The organism is Acinetobacter lwoffii (genome assembly GCF_015602705.1).
In the GTDB taxonomy this organism is placed as follows: domain Bacteria; phylum Pseudomonadota; class Gammaproteobacteria; order Pseudomonadales; family Moraxellaceae; genus Acinetobacter; species Acinetobacter lwoffii_E.
Genome location: NZ_CP059081.1, coordinates 1,928,851 through 1,943,987, shown reverse-complemented (window position 1 = coordinate 1,943,987; position 15,137 = coordinate 1,928,851). Strand labels below are relative to the sequence as shown.

At 41.1% G+C, this 15,137-nt stretch carries 15 protein-coding genes and 1 pseudogene; 9 read left to right on the top strand and 7 right to left on the bottom strand.

Annotated features, from left to right (window positions below):
• The first annotated feature begins 42 nt into the window (after positions 1-42).
• The 7 genes from pstC (at position 43) to H0S56_RS09355 (ending at position 6,972) form a co-directional block, all read left to right on the top strand.
• Positions 43-1,422 (top strand): phosphate ABC transporter permease subunit PstC, encoded by a 1,380-nt coding sequence (pstC, locus tag H0S56_RS09385; protein WP_005107378.1) that lies wholly within the window; start codon positions 43-45, stop codon positions 1,420-1,422.
• Positions 1,422-2,813, top strand: a complete 1,392-nt coding sequence (pstA, locus tag H0S56_RS09380; protein WP_195724917.1) for a phosphate ABC transporter permease PstA — start codon at positions 1,422-1,424, stop codon at positions 2,811-2,813. The genes pstC and pstA overlap by 1 nt, the downstream gene beginning before the upstream one ends.
• Before the next feature lie 13 nt (positions 2,814-2,826).
• Positions 2,827-3,741 carry a phosphate ABC transporter ATP-binding protein PstB gene (gene pstB, locus H0S56_RS09375; RefSeq protein WP_195724916.1) on the top strand — a complete coding sequence of 305 codons (915 nt, stop codon included), beginning with the start codon at positions 2,827-2,829 and terminating at the stop codon, positions 3,739-3,741.
• Between the two features lie 126 nt (positions 3,742-3,867).
• Complete coding sequence (locus H0S56_RS09370; protein WP_195726034.1) at positions 3,868-5,019, top strand: IS4-like element ISAbe18 family transposase; 1,152 nt, start codon at positions 3,868-3,870, stop codon at positions 5,017-5,019.
• A 152-nt stretch (positions 5,020-5,171) separates the two neighbouring features.
• A complete protein-coding gene (gene sohB / locus H0S56_RS09365) occupies positions 5,172-6,134 on the top strand; it encodes a protease SohB (RefSeq protein WP_044112889.1) in 963 nt (320 codons plus the stop codon).
• Positions 6,135-6,243: 109 nt separating this feature from the next.
• Positions 6,244-6,675 carry a hypothetical protein gene (locus H0S56_RS09360; RefSeq protein WP_004279718.1) on the top strand — a complete coding sequence of 144 codons (432 nt, stop codon included), beginning with the start codon at positions 6,244-6,246 and terminating at the stop codon, positions 6,673-6,675.
• Between the two features lie 57 nt (positions 6,676-6,732).
• Positions 6,733-6,972, top strand: coding sequence for a hypothetical protein (locus H0S56_RS09355; RefSeq protein WP_195724915.1), 240 nt, complete (start codon positions 6,733-6,735; stop codon positions 6,970-6,972).
• Positions 6,973-7,044: 72 nt separating this feature from the next.
• On the opposite strand, the gene H0S56_RS09350 is transcribed toward H0S56_RS09355, so the two are convergent.
• From H0S56_RS09350 to H0S56_RS09325, 6 genes are all read right to left on the bottom strand, one after another.
• A complete protein-coding gene (locus H0S56_RS09350; RefSeq protein WP_195724914.1) occupies positions 7,045-7,686 on the bottom strand; it encodes a DUF2238 domain-containing protein in 642 nt (213 codons plus the stop codon).
• A gap of 89 nt (positions 7,687-7,775) precedes the next feature.
• Entirely contained in the window at positions 7,776-9,164 is a 1,389-nt protein-coding gene (purB, locus tag H0S56_RS09345; RefSeq protein ID WP_121980356.1) for an adenylosuccinate lyase, read from the bottom strand.
• A gap of 54 nt (positions 9,165-9,218) precedes the next feature.
• Complete coding sequence (hflD, locus tag H0S56_RS09340; RefSeq protein WP_195724913.1) at positions 9,219-9,950, bottom strand: high frequency lysogenization protein HflD; 732 nt, start codon at positions 9,948-9,950, stop codon at positions 9,219-9,221.
• A 7-nt stretch (positions 9,951-9,957) separates the two neighbouring features.
• Positions 9,958-11,097 carry a tRNA 2-thiouridine(34) synthase MnmA gene (mnmA, locus tag H0S56_RS09335; protein ID WP_195724912.1) on the bottom strand — a complete coding sequence of 380 codons (1,140 nt, stop codon included), beginning with the start codon at positions 11,095-11,097 and terminating at the stop codon, positions 9,958-9,960.
• Positions 11,098-11,101: 4 nt separating this feature from the next.
• Positions 11,102-11,587, bottom strand: coding sequence for an NUDIX hydrolase (locus tag H0S56_RS09330; protein WP_195724911.1), 486 nt, complete (start codon positions 11,585-11,587; stop codon positions 11,102-11,104).
• A gap of 84 nt (positions 11,588-11,671) precedes the next feature.
• Positions 11,672-12,511, bottom strand: a complete 840-nt coding sequence (locus H0S56_RS09325; RefSeq protein ID WP_195724910.1) for an RNA-directed DNA polymerase — start codon at positions 12,509-12,511, stop codon at positions 11,672-11,674.
• Between the two features lie 121 nt (positions 12,512-12,632).
• On the opposite strand from H0S56_RS09325, the gene H0S56_RS09320 reads away from it, so the two are divergent.
• Positions 12,633-13,661: an IS701 family transposase gene (locus H0S56_RS09320; protein ID WP_082190861.1), complete on the top strand. Its 1,029-nt coding sequence runs from the start codon at positions 12,633-12,635 to the stop codon at positions 13,659-13,661.
• Between the two features lie 13 nt (positions 13,662-13,674).
• Here H0S56_RS09320 and H0S56_RS09315 read toward each other — a convergent pair whose 3' ends face one another.
• On the bottom strand, positions 13,675-14,037 hold the full coding sequence (locus H0S56_RS09315) for a hypothetical protein (protein WP_195724909.1): 363 nt from the start codon (positions 14,035-14,037) through the stop codon (positions 13,675-13,677).
• Between the two features lie 173 nt (positions 14,038-14,210).
• Between H0S56_RS09315 and H0S56_RS09310 the strand changes: the two are divergent.
• Positions 14,211-14,976, top strand: a pseudogene (locus H0S56_RS09310) (IS5-like element ISAba31 family transposase).
• Positions 14,977-15,137: the final 161 nt, after the last annotated feature.

Sequence of the window (15,137 nt, the reverse complement as noted above, 5' to 3'; positions counted from 1 at the left end):
GTTTTTTCAAACCATGAAAATTGAAAAAACAGTGGAGAATACATGAATCTGCTACTTATAGGTGTGTTATTGGCCATCATGGCCATAGCCTATCAAATCGGATTAAGTAAAAGCCGTAGCTTAGCAGGTAAGGGAAGCAATTCTGCAAACTTACACTCGCGTCCCGGATATTATGGTGCCCTGGTTGCACTATGGTGTGGTATCCCTGCGTTTTTAATTTTGATTGTTTGGAATATGGTAGAACCCACTTTTCTGGAGCAGGTGGTACTCAACCATTTGCCAGAAAATGTTTCGGCCAGTCTGGATCCGGCAAGTTTGAGCGTTGTGATTGATCGCGTTCAGGCACTTGCCTCAGGTTTTGGAGTGAGTGATACACCTGCAGCCTATGAAGTCGCAGCCGCAGAGCAATTGGCTAAATTCTCGACCATTGGTACCTTTGCCAAATTGGCAGTCGTGATTTCGGCGGCGCTGGCTGGTCTGGTCTGGGCCAAGAAACATATTAGTCAGGAATTCCGTGCACGTAACCAAGTCGAAAAAATGATTAATATCGGCTTGGCATTGTGTTCAGGTGTGGCGATTCTGACTACTCTCGGGATTGTGATGTCGATGTTTGGCGAGGCAATGCGTTTCTTCAGCTTCGTCAGCCCACTGGATTTCTTCTTTGGTACCCAATGGAACCCGGGGTTTAGCACCTCTGGCAGTGCCGAAGGTAGTTATGGTTTATTGCCACTGTTATGGGGCACGCTCATGGTCAGCGGGATCGCACTTTTAGTTGCAGTTCCGGTTGGCCTGATGATTGCGATCTATCTGGCAGAATACGCTTCACCGCGGTTCCGCTCTTGGGCAAAACCCACGATTGAAGTGCTGGCGGGTATTCCTACGATTGTCTATGGTGTTTTTGCCTTGATGATCATCGGTCCATTCCTTAAAAGCATGGGTGCTCTGGTCGGACTCGAAATTAATGCGACCAGTGCGCTAACTGCCGGTCTGGTCATGGGTATCATGATCATTCCATTTGTATCTTCTCTGTCAGACGACATCATCACTCAGGTGCCGCGTGCCTTACGTGATGGTTCTTTGGGCTTGGGCGCGACCAAATCTGAAACGATCCGTCAGGTGGTTTTACCCGCGGCTCTACCGGGTATTATCGGTGCGTTCCTGTTGGCGGCGTCACGTGCAATTGGTGAAACCATGATCGTGGTTCTTGCAGCCGGGAACAGCCCGCAGTTGCATGCCAATCCGCTTGAAGCAGTATCCACGGTCACGATTACCATCGTGAATCAGCTAACTGGCGATACTGATTTTGCTAGTCCACAAGCACTGGTGGCCTTTGCACTAGGACTGACGCTATTCGTCATTACCTTAGGTTTGAACATTGTTGCACTGATCATCGTGCGTAAATATCGTGAGCAATACGACTAATGAGTACTTCAAATACAACGCCTGTGGATCAGCGTATTGATCCATCCATCGCCGCCGAGCTGCGTGAAAAGCGTAAGAAGACCATTCAAAGCTCTTTGGCACGACGTCATCGTAAAGAAAAAACCTTTCGTTTATTTGGTTTCTCTGCGGTACTGGCAGGTCTGTTCTTTGTGGTATTGCTGTTCGGGAGTATTTTATCCAAAGGTTTGCCTGCATTCTGGCAAAGCAGCATGAGTTTGCCGATTCATTTCGATCCAGCCCTTGTGGATATTGGTCCAAAACCGAAGCCAGCTGCAGGAGAATCTCCAGCACAGTTTGAAGATCGCTTTATCGCGTGGCAGACCGAAGTCGGAATGGTGGATTGGGATGCGTTGATTATCAACGGCATGATCGCCAAAGACAGCAAGCTGGAAAGCCAGCGTGATGAACTGGGTTCTTTATATACCAGTTCTGAGGCGTACCGCTTGCGAGACATGGTCATGAATGATCCAAGTCTGGTCGGTCAAAGCAAGGAAGTGAAAATTCTGGCGGATGCCAATGTCGATGTCTGGCTAGCGGGAAATATTGACCGTGATCTTCCAGATGAACAGCAGCAGCTCAGTCCTGAAGTACGCCAAGTGGCGGACGACATGAAAGCCTCTGGTGTGATTGAAAACAGTTTCAATACCAATATTTTCACCAGTCCTGACTCGCGCAGCTCACCAGCAACTTCTGGCTTGGCAGGTGCCTTCATGGGCTCGCTGTTCATGATGATGATTGTGATCTTTATCTCGATTCCAATCGGGGTGGCCTCCGCGATCTACCTGGAAGAATTTGCTCCGAAAAACTGGATTACCGATGTGGTCGAAGTCAATATCAACAACCTGGCAGCCGTACCATCGATTGTCTTCGGTCTATTGGGTGCAGCGATCTTCATTGGCTGGATGCATTTGCCACTGTCAGCCCCATTGGTGGGTGGTCTGGTACTGAGTCTGATGACCTTACCAACGGTGATCATCACCACACGCGCATCACTTAAAGCGGTTCCACCTTCGATTCGTCAGGCAGCTTTGGGCCTCGGTGCTTCCCGCATCCAGACAGTATTTCATCACGTCTTGCCTTTGGCTTTGCCGGGTATTTTGACGGGCGCAATCATTGGGGTCGCACAGGCTTTGGGTGAAACTGCACCATTGTTATTAATCGGGATGAGTGCTTTTGTTGCTAGCGTTCCAGCCACACCATTTGATCAGTCAACGGCTTTACCGGTGCAGATTTTCTTATGGCAAGGCAATGAGTTGCGTAACTTCTTTGAAGGGCGTACCGCAGCAGCAATTATTGTACTTCTGGCCATGATGATCAGCTTGAACAGCTTGGCCATCTGGTTACGTAAGAAATTTGAAGTCCGTTGGTAATAGGGGCAGAATCATGAACACAACTGTTATTCAAAATTCCTTAAAAAAGGATCAAATCGTGAATCCACAACAGACACAATTCACCTCGGATGAGGCAACTCAAAAGCCAGCAACTCCGTTTGTTTCCCAGTTCGATACGCAAAGTAGCAGCAAAAAAGATGGGAAGTCGACGAATGTGAAACTTAGTACTTCTAATGTGCATGTGTACTATGGTGAAGCGGAAGCGATTAAAGGCATTGACCTGAATATTTATGAAAATGAAGTGATTGCTTTTATTGGGCCATCAGGCTGTGGTAAATCGACCTTTCTGCGTACCTTAAACCGCATGAACGATACCATTGATAGCTGTCGTGTGACCGGTAAAGTGATGCTGGATAATCAGGATATTTATGATCCAAATCTTGATGTGGTCTTGCTACGTGCTCAAGTCGGGATGGTGTTCCAGAAGCCGAACCCATTTCCAAAATCAATCTTCGATAATGTCTCCTATGGTCCGAAGCTGCATGGTTTGGCACGTGACAAGTACGATCTTGAAGAAATTGTAGAAGGTAGCTTGCGTAAAGCTGGTTTGTGGGAAGAAGTGAAAGATCGTTTGAACCAGCCAGGTACAGGTTTGTCCGGTGGTCAGCAGCAACGTCTGTGTATCGCGCGTACCATTGCAGTCAGTCCGGAAGTAATCCTGATGGATGAACCGTGTTCGGCACTGGATCCCATTGCAACGGCCAAAGTGGAAGAGCTGATTTCTGAGCTATCTACGCAATATACCATCGCGATTGTAACGCACTCCATGCAACAGGCAGCACGTGTATCAGATCGTACTGCTTATTTCCATTTGGGTGATCTGATTGAAGTCAACTCGACCGAAAAAGTCTTTACCCAGCCGGATCATCAGTTGACTGAAGCCTATATTACCGGGCGTTTCGGTTAATCCGATATCTAGAATAAGAGCCGCAAGGCCAATGCTGTCCCATAGTTTGCTTTAAATAAAAAAACCTGAGTCCTAACAGTTAAAATATGAGTGCAAACAAACACTTTAACGACCAGGATTCAGGTTTTGTCACATCAGAATACCGTATTTCATGAGCTAATTAAACCTGTTGTGCGACAGGATTTTGAACAACTTGCTAAAGTACACCATGTTGGACAGAAATTTAGAGCGGCTTCCCGGTGGGATCAGTTTATTGCCATATTGATGTCTCAATTCTCTTGTAGGCAAAGTCTGAGAGATATTCAATCCAATTTGGAGTGCCAACAGGAAAAGCTAAGTCATCTCGGAGCAAAGTCTATTCCCCGAAGCACGCTGGCACGAATCAATGAGCAGCAGCCTGCTGCCTTGTATCAACAGCTATTTTACAAGTTGCTTAAATACTATGAACACTCGAAAGTAGCTCATAAATTTCGCTTTAAGAATCCCTTGTATTCCTTGGATGCCAGTCATATTGACCTGTCGCTTTCCTTATGTGAATGGGCCAAAGTTCACGACTCAAAAGCCAGCATGAAACTCAGCATAGGATTGAATCACAGCAATGATATTCCTGAGTTTGTTGCAGTTGAAAATGGCAAAGAAAATGACATGGTACAAGGCCGCAAATTCCAGTTTCCTGCTGGCAGCATTGTAGTTTTTGATAAAGGCTATGTCGATTACCAATGGTATGCAAATCTGACTGCTCAAAACATTGGATTTGTCACACGTTTTAGGCCTAAATCTGTGTATCAGGTGATCCGGCAACATCCAGTGCTTGAATCCAAAGGTATTCTAAAAGATGAAACCATTCAGCTGAATAGCGCACATGCCCTAAAAAGAAAAGCCCCAGTGTTAAGAAGAATTGAATATAGAGATCAGCAAAGTGGCAAGCACTTTAGCTTTCTCAGCAATAACTTTCATTTAGCCGCCTCCACCATTGCGGCGATTTATAAAGATCGTTGGAAAGTTGAGCTGTTCTTTAAGGCGATTAAGCAGAATCTCAAATTAAAAGCGTTTCTAGGCCGCAGCAGGAACGCAATTCAGACACAAATCTGGATTGCGATGATCGCCTATTTATTGGTGAGTTTCGCTCAACATTTAGGGAAAACAGGTTGGACAGTTCAACGTTTACTCAGAATAATTCAAGTGAATTTGTTTGAAAGAAGAACTTTAAAAGCTTTATTTTCACCCGATAAAATACCCATAAAACAAGAGGAAGCTCAAATGAGCTTCCTCTTGTGAAAAATTGTGGGACAGCAATGGCCGCAAGGCTCTTTTTTTATAGGTGAAATAGAGGGTGATAATCGTAATAATTCTCGAAATAAAGTTGAAAAAAACCGAAATTGACCTAATCTAAAGGAATAAATCCGAATTAAATAGAGAATAGATTTTTTATGTTATTTCATACTCCGAAACTGTCCGCTGAAATCCGTATTAGTCATCTCAATGCGCGTATCAATGAACAACGAAAAAAGATAGCGCAAACTACTGGCTCTAAACTGGAACTTTTACAGTTATCACAACAACTGTCAAAAGAAGCGCGTGCGCGTAAGAAAACCAATCAAAAAATCTATGTACTCGATTTTAAAGGTGATATGGCGGCTTCTGCGGTAGAAGGCTTACGTGAAGAAATCACCCTGATTCTGGCCACTGCCAAAGCAGGTCGTGACCGTGTGGTAGTGCGTCTGGAAAGTCCGGGTGGCATGGTACATGGTTATGGACTTGCAGCAGCTCAACTGGTACGGTTACGTGAGGCAGGTTTTCATCTGACCATCTGTGTCGATAAAGTGGCGGCCAGTGGCGGTTATATGATGGCATGTATTGCCAATGAAATTATTTCTGCACCATTCGCGATTGTTGGTTCAATTGGTGTAGTTGCTCAAGTACCCAATTTTAACCGTCTGCTGAAAGACAATAAAATCGACTTTGAACTCTATACCGCAGGTCAATACAAACGTACCGTGACCATGTTTGGTGAAAATACCGAAGAGGGTAAGGCTAAGTTTGAAGAAGAACTACAGCAAACCCATGCTTTATTCAAACATTTCGTTGAAAAGTATCGCCCACAGCTGAATATTGAAAAAGTGGCCACTGGTGAGCATTGGTATGGTCGGGATGCGCTGGATCTAAATCTGGTGGATAAACTGCAAACCTCAGATGAATACCTGCTCAACTTGTTGACCCAACATGATATCTATTCCATCCAGACCCGAAAAAAACCAACTTTGGGTGAAAAGCTGGGCCTGCAAGCAGCGCAAATTGCTGATTCACTGGTACCCACTGTCATGAATAAAGTCATGGAAAGCTTAAGTAAAGCCAATGCAAACTTGGTACAAATGCGTGATCCAAAACTTTAATTCAGTTGATCTTGAATGAATTTTAAAGCTCACTTCGGTGAGCTTTTTTATTTTTTGAAATCATATTGTTATGATATAAGTGGAGTACTCTGATTGAGTCTAGGCTCATATGCTCACGTTTATTTTGTTGCTTGGGTTTTTTAGTATCGTATTTATTCCGATGTTATGTATGCTTTATTCTGAAGCAAAATTAACTCAGGATAATTCTAAGAAGGTTTTGTTTTGGCTGAGTTTTCTACCCGGCGTTTGTATCTTTCTGCTGTATAGCTTTCTAAAGCCCAATGATCCACCTGTTATTCCATCGAAGGAATGTGGTGTTGTGCAGTTTTATCAGATGCATAAAGTTCGAGGTGGTAACGAATTTGAACGTGTGAGTATTCGCTTTGATGGCGCTCAATATAGTCGGCATTTATTCTTCGATAAGCATCTGGATAAAATCCCTCAAGGCCAAAAGGCCTGCTTTGAATATCTAGATAAGTTCAAATATCCACATTTGTCAGAATCTAAGTTTGTTCAATGGATTGAACCGAATGAAATGTAAACCATCACTGAAACTAATCAGATAAAATAAAGCATATTTTATTGTTAGAGCAGAAACATGGCTATAGCTGAAGCATTTCTTGCGACGCAAAATTGTTATTTTAATTATGAATTTGAAGAACTTTATTTAGAGGATGATTTTCCTGAGGAGTTATCTGTGTCACTGCGTGGCATAATGTTCCGTCATGAGATTCAATATCCTGATGCAACCTATTTCATTTATTACAGTGAGATGTTGACGGATAATGAACTGCAAAAAATGAAAGATGATTGGATGCGATATTGCCCACATTCATAATTGAAGATATGAATGTAATTAAATGCGTCATCCAAAACTTTAATTCAGCTATTAGATTGTGATTTTAAAAGCTCACTTCGATGAGCTTTTTTGATTTTTCGGTATCAATTGCAGCCCGCCTGTTATCGCCGCGCCAATCGTAGCAAGCAAGATGTCTTTGTGCGCATCCCACATATCACCTTGTTGTCCATTATAGTTTTCAGCTTCCTCAGGAGATAAACCAATGGCAATCAGCCATTCCAGCCATTCATAGAGCATGCTGCTGGCCACCACAAACTGAATCACCAGCAGGAAAATGACCACAGGTTTTTGCTGCGGTAACCAGACCTGAAACAGGCGATGGAAAATTGGATAAAGTAATAATCCGTAGGCCAAATGGACAAATCGATCGAACATATTGCGTGACCAGTGCATGGCTTCATTCAGATTAAAGCCAAAAATCTGTTCGATCCACTGGTTATAGGGCACATAAGAATACAGATAGTGCGCAGCAATCACATGAACAATCAGAAAAAGAATATATAAATTAAAACTTAAAAAATTCAGCCCGATTTTATACAGGCAGATGAGCAGCATGATGATCATGAAAACTGTGCCTGCTTGATGCAAGAGATAAGCTTCCAGTTCTAAAGGACGAATACTGACAAGCAAACTCGCCAGAATTAAAATGCTCAGGCTTGTGTAATGTTTGGCAGAAAGTCGATGTTCAATCATGTCGTTATTATGAAATATCTTTTTTAGAATAAAACACATTATAAATAAAAAGGCGAAGCCTGAGCTTCGCCTTTTCGTCTTATTGCAAATTAGATTTTTGCAATCAGCGCAGCTACTTGTTTGGCCTGGTCAGCAGCATTACCTGTATATGATGCAGGGGTCATTTCCGCTAAACGCGCACGGTCAGCAGCAGGAACAGCTTCTAACTCGTTGCCGTTTACGAAATCAACCATCATGTCGCGAGTCATGGCTTGACCACGAGTCAGGGCTTTTAGTTTTTCGTATGGTTTTTCAACGTTGTAACGACGCATTACAGTTTGAATAGGCTCAGCCAATACTTCTTGCGCATTGTCTAAATCTTCATTGATACGCGCAGCATTCAACTCAAGTTTACCAATACCTTTAGAGCAAGCTTCAAAAGCAATTAAGCTTTGCGCAAAACCAACACCCATGTTGCGAAGCACAGTAGAGTCAGTCAGGTCACGCTGCCAGCGAGAAATTGGCAGTTTTTCGCCAAGGTGTGCAAGTACAGCATTGGCAATACCCAAGTTACCTTCAGAGTTTTCAAAGTCAATTGGGTTAACTTTGTGTGGCATGGTTGAAGAACCAACTTCGCCTTCTTTTAGTTTTTGCTTGAAGAAACCAAGAGAGATATAGCCCCAAATGTCACGGTTAAAATCGATCAGAATAGTGTTGAAACGACGTAGCGCATCAAACAGTTCAGCCATATAGTCATGTGGCTCGATTTGAGTGGTGTACGGGTTGAAGTCTAGACCCAAAGACTCTACAAATGCTTGTGAATGCGCAGGCCAGTTGATGTCTGGGTAAGCAGAGTAGTGCGCATTGTAGTTACCTACTGCACCATTGATTTTGCCCAGTAGCTCAACATTTTTGAACTGTTTGATTTGGCGTGCAAGGCGGTAAGCCACGTTCGCCATTTCTTTACCCAAAGTTGTCGGGCTTGCAGTTTGACCATGAGTACGAGACAACATTGGCTGGTCTGCATGCTTTTCAGAAAGCGCAACGATTGAATCGATGATTTGCTGCATAGATGCAACCAGTACATCACGACCGCTTTTCAGCATCAAGGCATGTGACAGGTTGTTAATATCTTCAGACGTACATGCAAAGTGAATGAATTCACCGGCATTTTTAAGTTCTTCGATACCAGCGATTTTTTCTTTCAGGAAATACTCAACCGCTTTAACGTCGTGGTTAGTGGTGCGTTCGATCTCTTTGATGCGATTCGCGTCATCTTCAGAAAAATCGCTCACAATCGCATCAAGCGCTGCATTAGTTTCGCCTGAAAACGCCGGTACTTCAGTAATTTCCGGGTGGTTTGCAAGCGCTTGTAACCAACGCACTTCAACAGTCACACGAGCATGGATTAAACCAAACTCAGAAAGAAAAGGACGTAGAGCATCACATTTGCTCGCGTAACGTCCATCTAATGGAGAAAGTGCAGTTAAAGCGTTCATATCGATTCCTTAGATTTTGGAATTAAACGTAAAACGAAACACGTGCAGCATCAGTTAAACTACCTGAAACTGTAAACGCGCTAGATTCTGAATATCTTGTAGCAACTTGCGTTTGCCAAATACCATGCCCCAAGAGCTGCCACCGAGCTGACGCCACAGGTGTGCCATTTGCAAACCGGTAAATAAGGACGCACGAATACGATTGGTGTGTCCGGCATCTTTAAAGGCTTCGGCATTGCCACGTACCATAATGCGCGGATTAATCTGTCCGGCGGTATCGACATAGGTTTGAGCCAGATTGGCAATGATGCTGGGGTGCACGTAATTATTATCGAAGAAGGAGAGCTGTCTGAGAATTTTCTGTTGGGACTGTTCAATAATTTCAACAAATTTGGGGTTGCTATAGACCTTCTTTTCTAACTGAAGAAGTGCCATTGCATAGCTCATGGGAAGTTTGGTGCTGGAAAGTTTTGGAATTCTGGATTTTGGAGAAGTATTGAAGGGTTGAATGATACTGCTTTCTAATGTTTTTAAACCTAAGGAAATATCGGCCAGTTGATTAAAAAAGTCGAGTGTCTGGGCATTCTGATTGCTGCCGGGACGGATATTAAGACTGGCTCTAATCAACTGTTCAAAATAAAAGTTACCACTTTCACCAATGCTTTGCTGACCCGTCAATGCTGTCATATGGGTTAGCTGGGTGGCCTGAAACACACCCGCTAATGCCAAAGCACGATTTTGACGAGTATTCAACGTTGTGGCTGGTTGAAATGGTAACTCCGTCATGCCGAATTCATCCTTTTATAAAATCAGGTTTAGGTGCATTGGTATGATGAATCACACCACCTCCTAAACAAACTTCACCTGAATAGAACACCACGCTTTGACCCGGGGTCACTGCACGTTGAGGTTCATCAAACTCAACACGAACACCATTCGGTGATTCTGAATCTTGATACACAGTACATGCTTGATCAGTCTGACGGTAACGGGTTTTGGCCGTACAGCGGAAACCTGTTTCAGGAATATCCTGCTCACCTGCCACCCAGTCAATTGCCTCAGACCAGAGCATCGTGCTCTGCATGAGTGGGTGTTCATGGCCTTGACCGACCACCAGACGATTGCCTTCGATATCTTTATGCAATACGAACCAGGCACCTTCAGCAACGCCTTTCATACCGCCAATACCAATACCACCGCGTTGACCGAGCGTATAGTACATTAAGCCGTGATGATCACCAACCTCTTTACCGTCTTCCAGTACAATTTTTCCGGGTTGAGCGGGTAAATATTGCTTCAAGAAGTCATTAAAACGACGTTCACCAATAAAACAGATCCCAGTCGAGTCTTTTTTCTTGGCCGTAACCAGATCTAATTCTTCTGCAATTTTACGGACTTGTGGCTTTTCAATTTCACCAACAGGGAACAGGGTCTTATTAATTTCACGACCATGAACCGCATGCAGGAAATAAGTCTGGTCTTTGTTATTGTCCACACCACGCAATAAAGGTGCATATTCTTCACCACGTGAGTTGGTCATGGTTTCACCACGAAGGCAATAATGACCCGTCGCAATAAAATCTGCACCCAGATTTACTGCGTGATCGAGAAAGGCACGAAATTTAATTTCTTTATTACATAAAATGTCTGGGTTTGGCGTACGGCCAGCTGCATATTCCGCCAGGAAATGTTCGAATACGCGATCCCAATATTCCATGGCAAAGTTTGCGGTATGAAGTTTAATGCCGATTTTGTCGCAAACGGCTTGTGCATCGGCAAGATCCTCCATCGCCGTGCAATATTCTGTGCCGTCATCTTCTTCCCAGTTTTTCATGAAAAGACCTTCAACCTGATAACCCTGTTGAAGTAAAAGCGCAGCAGAAACAGATGAATCTACACCACCCGACATACCGACGATGACACGTTGTTGCATAGGATTAGGCATCCAAATTTGAAATTAAGGGAGAGTTTTGATGCTCGTAAATGAGCGATAAAGGGTATTTTTGACCTGACAGGGCATCTTGCACGGCTTTAATCACCAGGGGACTACGGGCACGCGCCGATTCTTTCAGTTCGTCCAATGTCATCCAGACTGCGCCGACAATATCCGTATCTAAAGCGGCATTTGGGTCGTAGTCAGTGGATTTGGCTAAAAAGCAGAAACGAAAATAAGTACGATCCGGAAACATCGGTGGGGTATAAGTATACATCCCTAAAAGATGGGTCACTTCAATCGTATGTCCGGTTTCTTCCATGGTTTCACGAATTGCGGCTTCGATAATGGTTTCACCGCATTCCACATGACCTGCTGGCTGATTAAATACGGTGTGTGTCACAGCTTCTGTATGTTCTTCGACAAACAGGAATTTTCCGTCTTTTTCGATGACGGTTGCGACAGTGACGTGAGCAGTCCAAGCGGTCATAGAATAGCACCAAGGAAGAGAGTGCACTATTGTATAAAATTTTGGGGTGTGTGGCTATGTCTTAAATCTAATGATTTAAAAAGGTCAGTAACCATTGTCGTAAGAAGTTTTAAAGATTCTAATTTCTTCGCTCGTTATTATATGACTTATATTTTCAATACTATTCTCATTAATTATAGGGTATGAGTCAATAACTTTACATAGAGTTGGTGATAGCCAACCAGAATTCCATAAAATTAATGAACTATCGTTAACTTTTTTAGTTATCGGTTCTACATATTCAAAAAAACGATCATATTTAATAGTTAATCTTTGTAACCAAACTTCTAAGTGTCCTGTATTAGGTATATTTTTAAATTTAAACAATATTAGATTTAAAATTTCTTCACATTCAGCAGGTAACGTGCAAAAAGTGAAAAGTTCACTTAAAAGAGCAGTAGTTGTACTATAAGTAGATGGGTTTTTAACCATGATATCCACTACTATGCTAATTAACACTCTGTAGTCACTTACCTCACTTTTTTTAGATTCAATTTCTAATCGTAAATGAAATTTATGTAATGCCTTTTTTAAAGTTCCAGAATTAGGGTATTTTATTGACAGTTGATGAATTAAGATCAAATGCTCTTGAAGAGATTTATTCGATCTTTTTTGGTTTATCCAAAACAACTTGTCAGGTTTTATTGAGCTTTGAATTATGTTACTAGACATTCCAGTTTTTTGATTATTTAAACTCATTCCCATGTTTAATAAGCACTCTGTTAATAATTTAGCTATGTGCTCTGCTTCATGAGGTGAATGTGTAAATATTCTATAATCATCACGATATCTTATAATTTTATAATTAATAATTTCAGTTTTTTCAATCTCCTTAGTTAGTGATAAGTCGACGTAACCGAGAATGATTTCTGCAATAAAATCCATTAAAGTACTGCCTTGTGGTATACCATTAGTCTGACCATGGCACATATCTCTAATGGCTTTATCTATAGGACTTACGCATTGACGGATTCAAAAAAGTATTACAATAGTTTATAACGTATCTGTGATCAGACGAACTAAACATGCTTCTACAGCAACTTGTACATTACCCATTTATATGGGCTTTCTCATGACAGAACCGAACTCTATTAGCTGCACACAACTTGCCGAGACTTATAATATCTCGCATGATAGTGTAAATCGCTTTCTAGAGCGTGAAGACTACACACCTCACGACCTATATCAAGAAGCAATTCAACATATTGATAATAATAAGCTTATAGTCAGTATTGATGATACTGTTTTAGATAAACCATATAGTCAACATATGGACTTGGTTAGCTATTTTTGGTCAGGCAAACACCACCGATCCGTCAAGGGTATTAATCTCATTACCTTGTATGCGACAGATCAAAATGGTCAAAATATTCCAATTAATTTCCGAATTTATGACAAATCTGAAAGTAAAACCAAGAATGATTACTTTATGGATATGTTAAGTGAAGTACTTAGTTGGGGTGCAAAGATTCAATTTATTTCAGGTGATAGTTGGTATTCATCGACTGGAAATCTAAAAACCATAAGAAAACATGGTATTCGATTTATGTTTGGTATCGACTGTAACCGTAAGGTTTCCCCTGAAAAAGGACAATGGTTTCAACTGCGTTTATTGCCAAATTTCCATCAGGGTCAAGTGGTCTGGCTCAAAGATTTTGGCTTTGTACAATTATTTAAGACTCAGTTAAAAGAACAGCAGAGGTTTTATATTGTGTATCAAGATGAAGATGATTTATTATCCTTTGAGGGTTTTCATGAATTACATTCAAGTCATTGGAAAATAGAACAATATCACCGGGTGATTAAACAGGTTTGTCATATTGAAAAGTTTCAGGTAAGACGGTCTAAACTGATTTTGAATCATATTTTTTCAGCCTTGATGGCCTACGTTGAGATACAAAAGAACCAGTTTGAGCGGATCTTTGAAAATGTATATCGTTGGCAGAAGAAATTATTTAGACCAATTATCAAAAACTTCATTGATGACTTTATTCTCGATAAAAATCATCTGCTACCACAGAGAGTCTATAAATAACAGTGCGTAAGTCCTAATCTATTAAATTTCCTAACAGATTTTTATCATTTTTTAATTTTTTTGCCTCATCTTTACCATGTATGGCCCAAGCAATAGAATGGGTATAAATAGATCCATAGCAATTATTAATATCTGTATGAAGTACATAATCATATATTAAAGCTAGTTCAATAGATTGTTGCTCTATATTTTTCCACCATCTGTGAATATTTTGACTGGAAACAGAATTAGATGAGAAATCCTCTACAGGGGGTAAGCTATAACAGCTTATATTTTTATTATTTTTAAACTCCTTAAAGCGATTTTGAAGCAAACGCCAACTAGTTTCATTGCATATTAAATTGCTTAAATATATATAAAAAGCAGGATGGATCAATTGAAAAGGTCGCCAAGAAAATTTTCCATCTTTATTGTTGAGGAAAATATAATTTACATCTGAAAGTTCATAAGGTTTTGTTGTTGAATTTATTAGGGTGTGTTGACACTTTTAGCTTAAAAAAATAGCGAAGTAGTAAAATCAAATCGCCAAACCCAATTTTACTATTCGCTATGCCTCGTACCATGCTGACAGATCAACACTGGCAAAAGTTGAAAGTTATTCTGCGTAATTTATCCATTCACCACAACTCAAATTTACGCAATTTTATTGAAGCTATTCTCTATAGAATTAGAACAGGCTGTCCGTGGCGAGATATTCCTTGTTGTTTTGGTCATTCCAACTCTATTTTCAAACGTTTTAATCGTTGGTCAAGCAGCGGTAAGTTACTTAGATTATTCAAATTACTAGCCTCATGTCCCGATATGGAGTGGATTTTTATTGATGGCTCTCATGTACGTGCTCATCAACATTCTGCCGGCATAGCGAATCAATCTATTTCTAAAAGTGTAGGGGGAAACTCCTCAAAAATACATTTGATTGTTGATGCACATGGCAATCCTATTGATTTCATGATTACCGATGGAACCACACATGATGTTAAAGTTGCACCTGATTTAATATCAACATTAGATTTAAAAGAGACAGAAGTGGTATGCGCAGATAAAGGCTATGATTCAGAACCACTGCGTGAGCAGATCAGAAAAACAGGGACTAAAGCGAATATACCAAAGAAAACAAATAGCCAATCAAACAATGACCATATGGACTGGTGTTTATATAAAATCAGGCATTTAGTTGAAAATATGTTTTGTAGATTAAAGCAATTTAGAGGAATAGCTACTCGATATGACAAGCTCAAAAGAAATTATCAAAGTTCTGTTGCTTTAGCCTGTATATTTTTATGGCTACCTTTATAGGGTTAATTATGAACAGTAAATGTCAACAGACCCTAATGAATTAAACTGCTTATTATCCATATATTCCGATACTTTGGATAAAAGTGGTGAAAAATTAAAATATACAGGAAGGTCTAAATTACAATAATTATGAGATTCTTGAAAAAATTTTTTAGCATCTAAATTATTTAATTTTATTAT

Excerpts from the sequence above, each read along its gene's own strand:
- pstC (WP_005107378.1), top strand. The coding sequence starts at position 43 with ATGAATCTGCTACTTATAGGTGTGTTATTGGCCATCATGGCCATAGCC.
- pstA (WP_195724917.1), top strand. The coding sequence starts at position 1,422 with ATGAGTACTTCAAATACAACGCCTGTGGATCAGCGTATTGATCCATCC.
- pstB (WP_195724916.1), top strand. The coding sequence starts at position 2,827 with ATGAACACAACTGTTATTCAAAATTCCTTAAAAAAGGATCAAATCGTG.
- sohB (WP_044112889.1), top strand. The coding sequence starts at position 5,172 with ATGTTATTTCATACTCCGAAACTGTCCGCTGAAATCCGTATTAGTCAT.
- H0S56_RS09360 (WP_004279718.1), top strand. The coding sequence starts at position 6,244 with ATGCTCACGTTTATTTTGTTGCTTGGGTTTTTTAGTATCGTATTTATT.
- H0S56_RS09355 (WP_195724915.1), top strand. The coding sequence starts at position 6,733 with ATGGCTATAGCTGAAGCATTTCTTGCGACGCAAAATTGTTATTTTAAT.
- H0S56_RS09350 (WP_195724914.1), bottom strand. The coding sequence starts at position 7,686 with ATGATTGAACATCGACTTTCTGCCAAACATTACACAAGCCTGAGCATT.
- purB (WP_121980356.1), bottom strand. The coding sequence starts at position 9,164 with ATGAACGCTTTAACTGCACTTTCTCCATTAGATGGACGTTACGCGAGC.
- hflD (WP_195724913.1), bottom strand. The coding sequence starts at position 9,950 with ATGACGGAGTTACCATTTCAACCAGCCACAACGTTGAATACTCGTCAA.
- mnmA (WP_195724912.1), bottom strand. The coding sequence starts at position 11,097 with ATGCAACAACGTGTCATCGTCGGTATGTCGGGTGGTGTAGATTCATCT.
- H0S56_RS09330 (WP_195724911.1), bottom strand. The coding sequence starts at position 11,587 with ATGACCGCTTGGACTGCTCACGTCACTGTCGCAACCGTCATCGAAAAA.
- H0S56_RS09325 (WP_195724910.1), bottom strand. The coding sequence starts at position 12,511 with ATGGATTTTATTGCAGAAATCATTCTCGGTTACGTCGACTTATCACTA.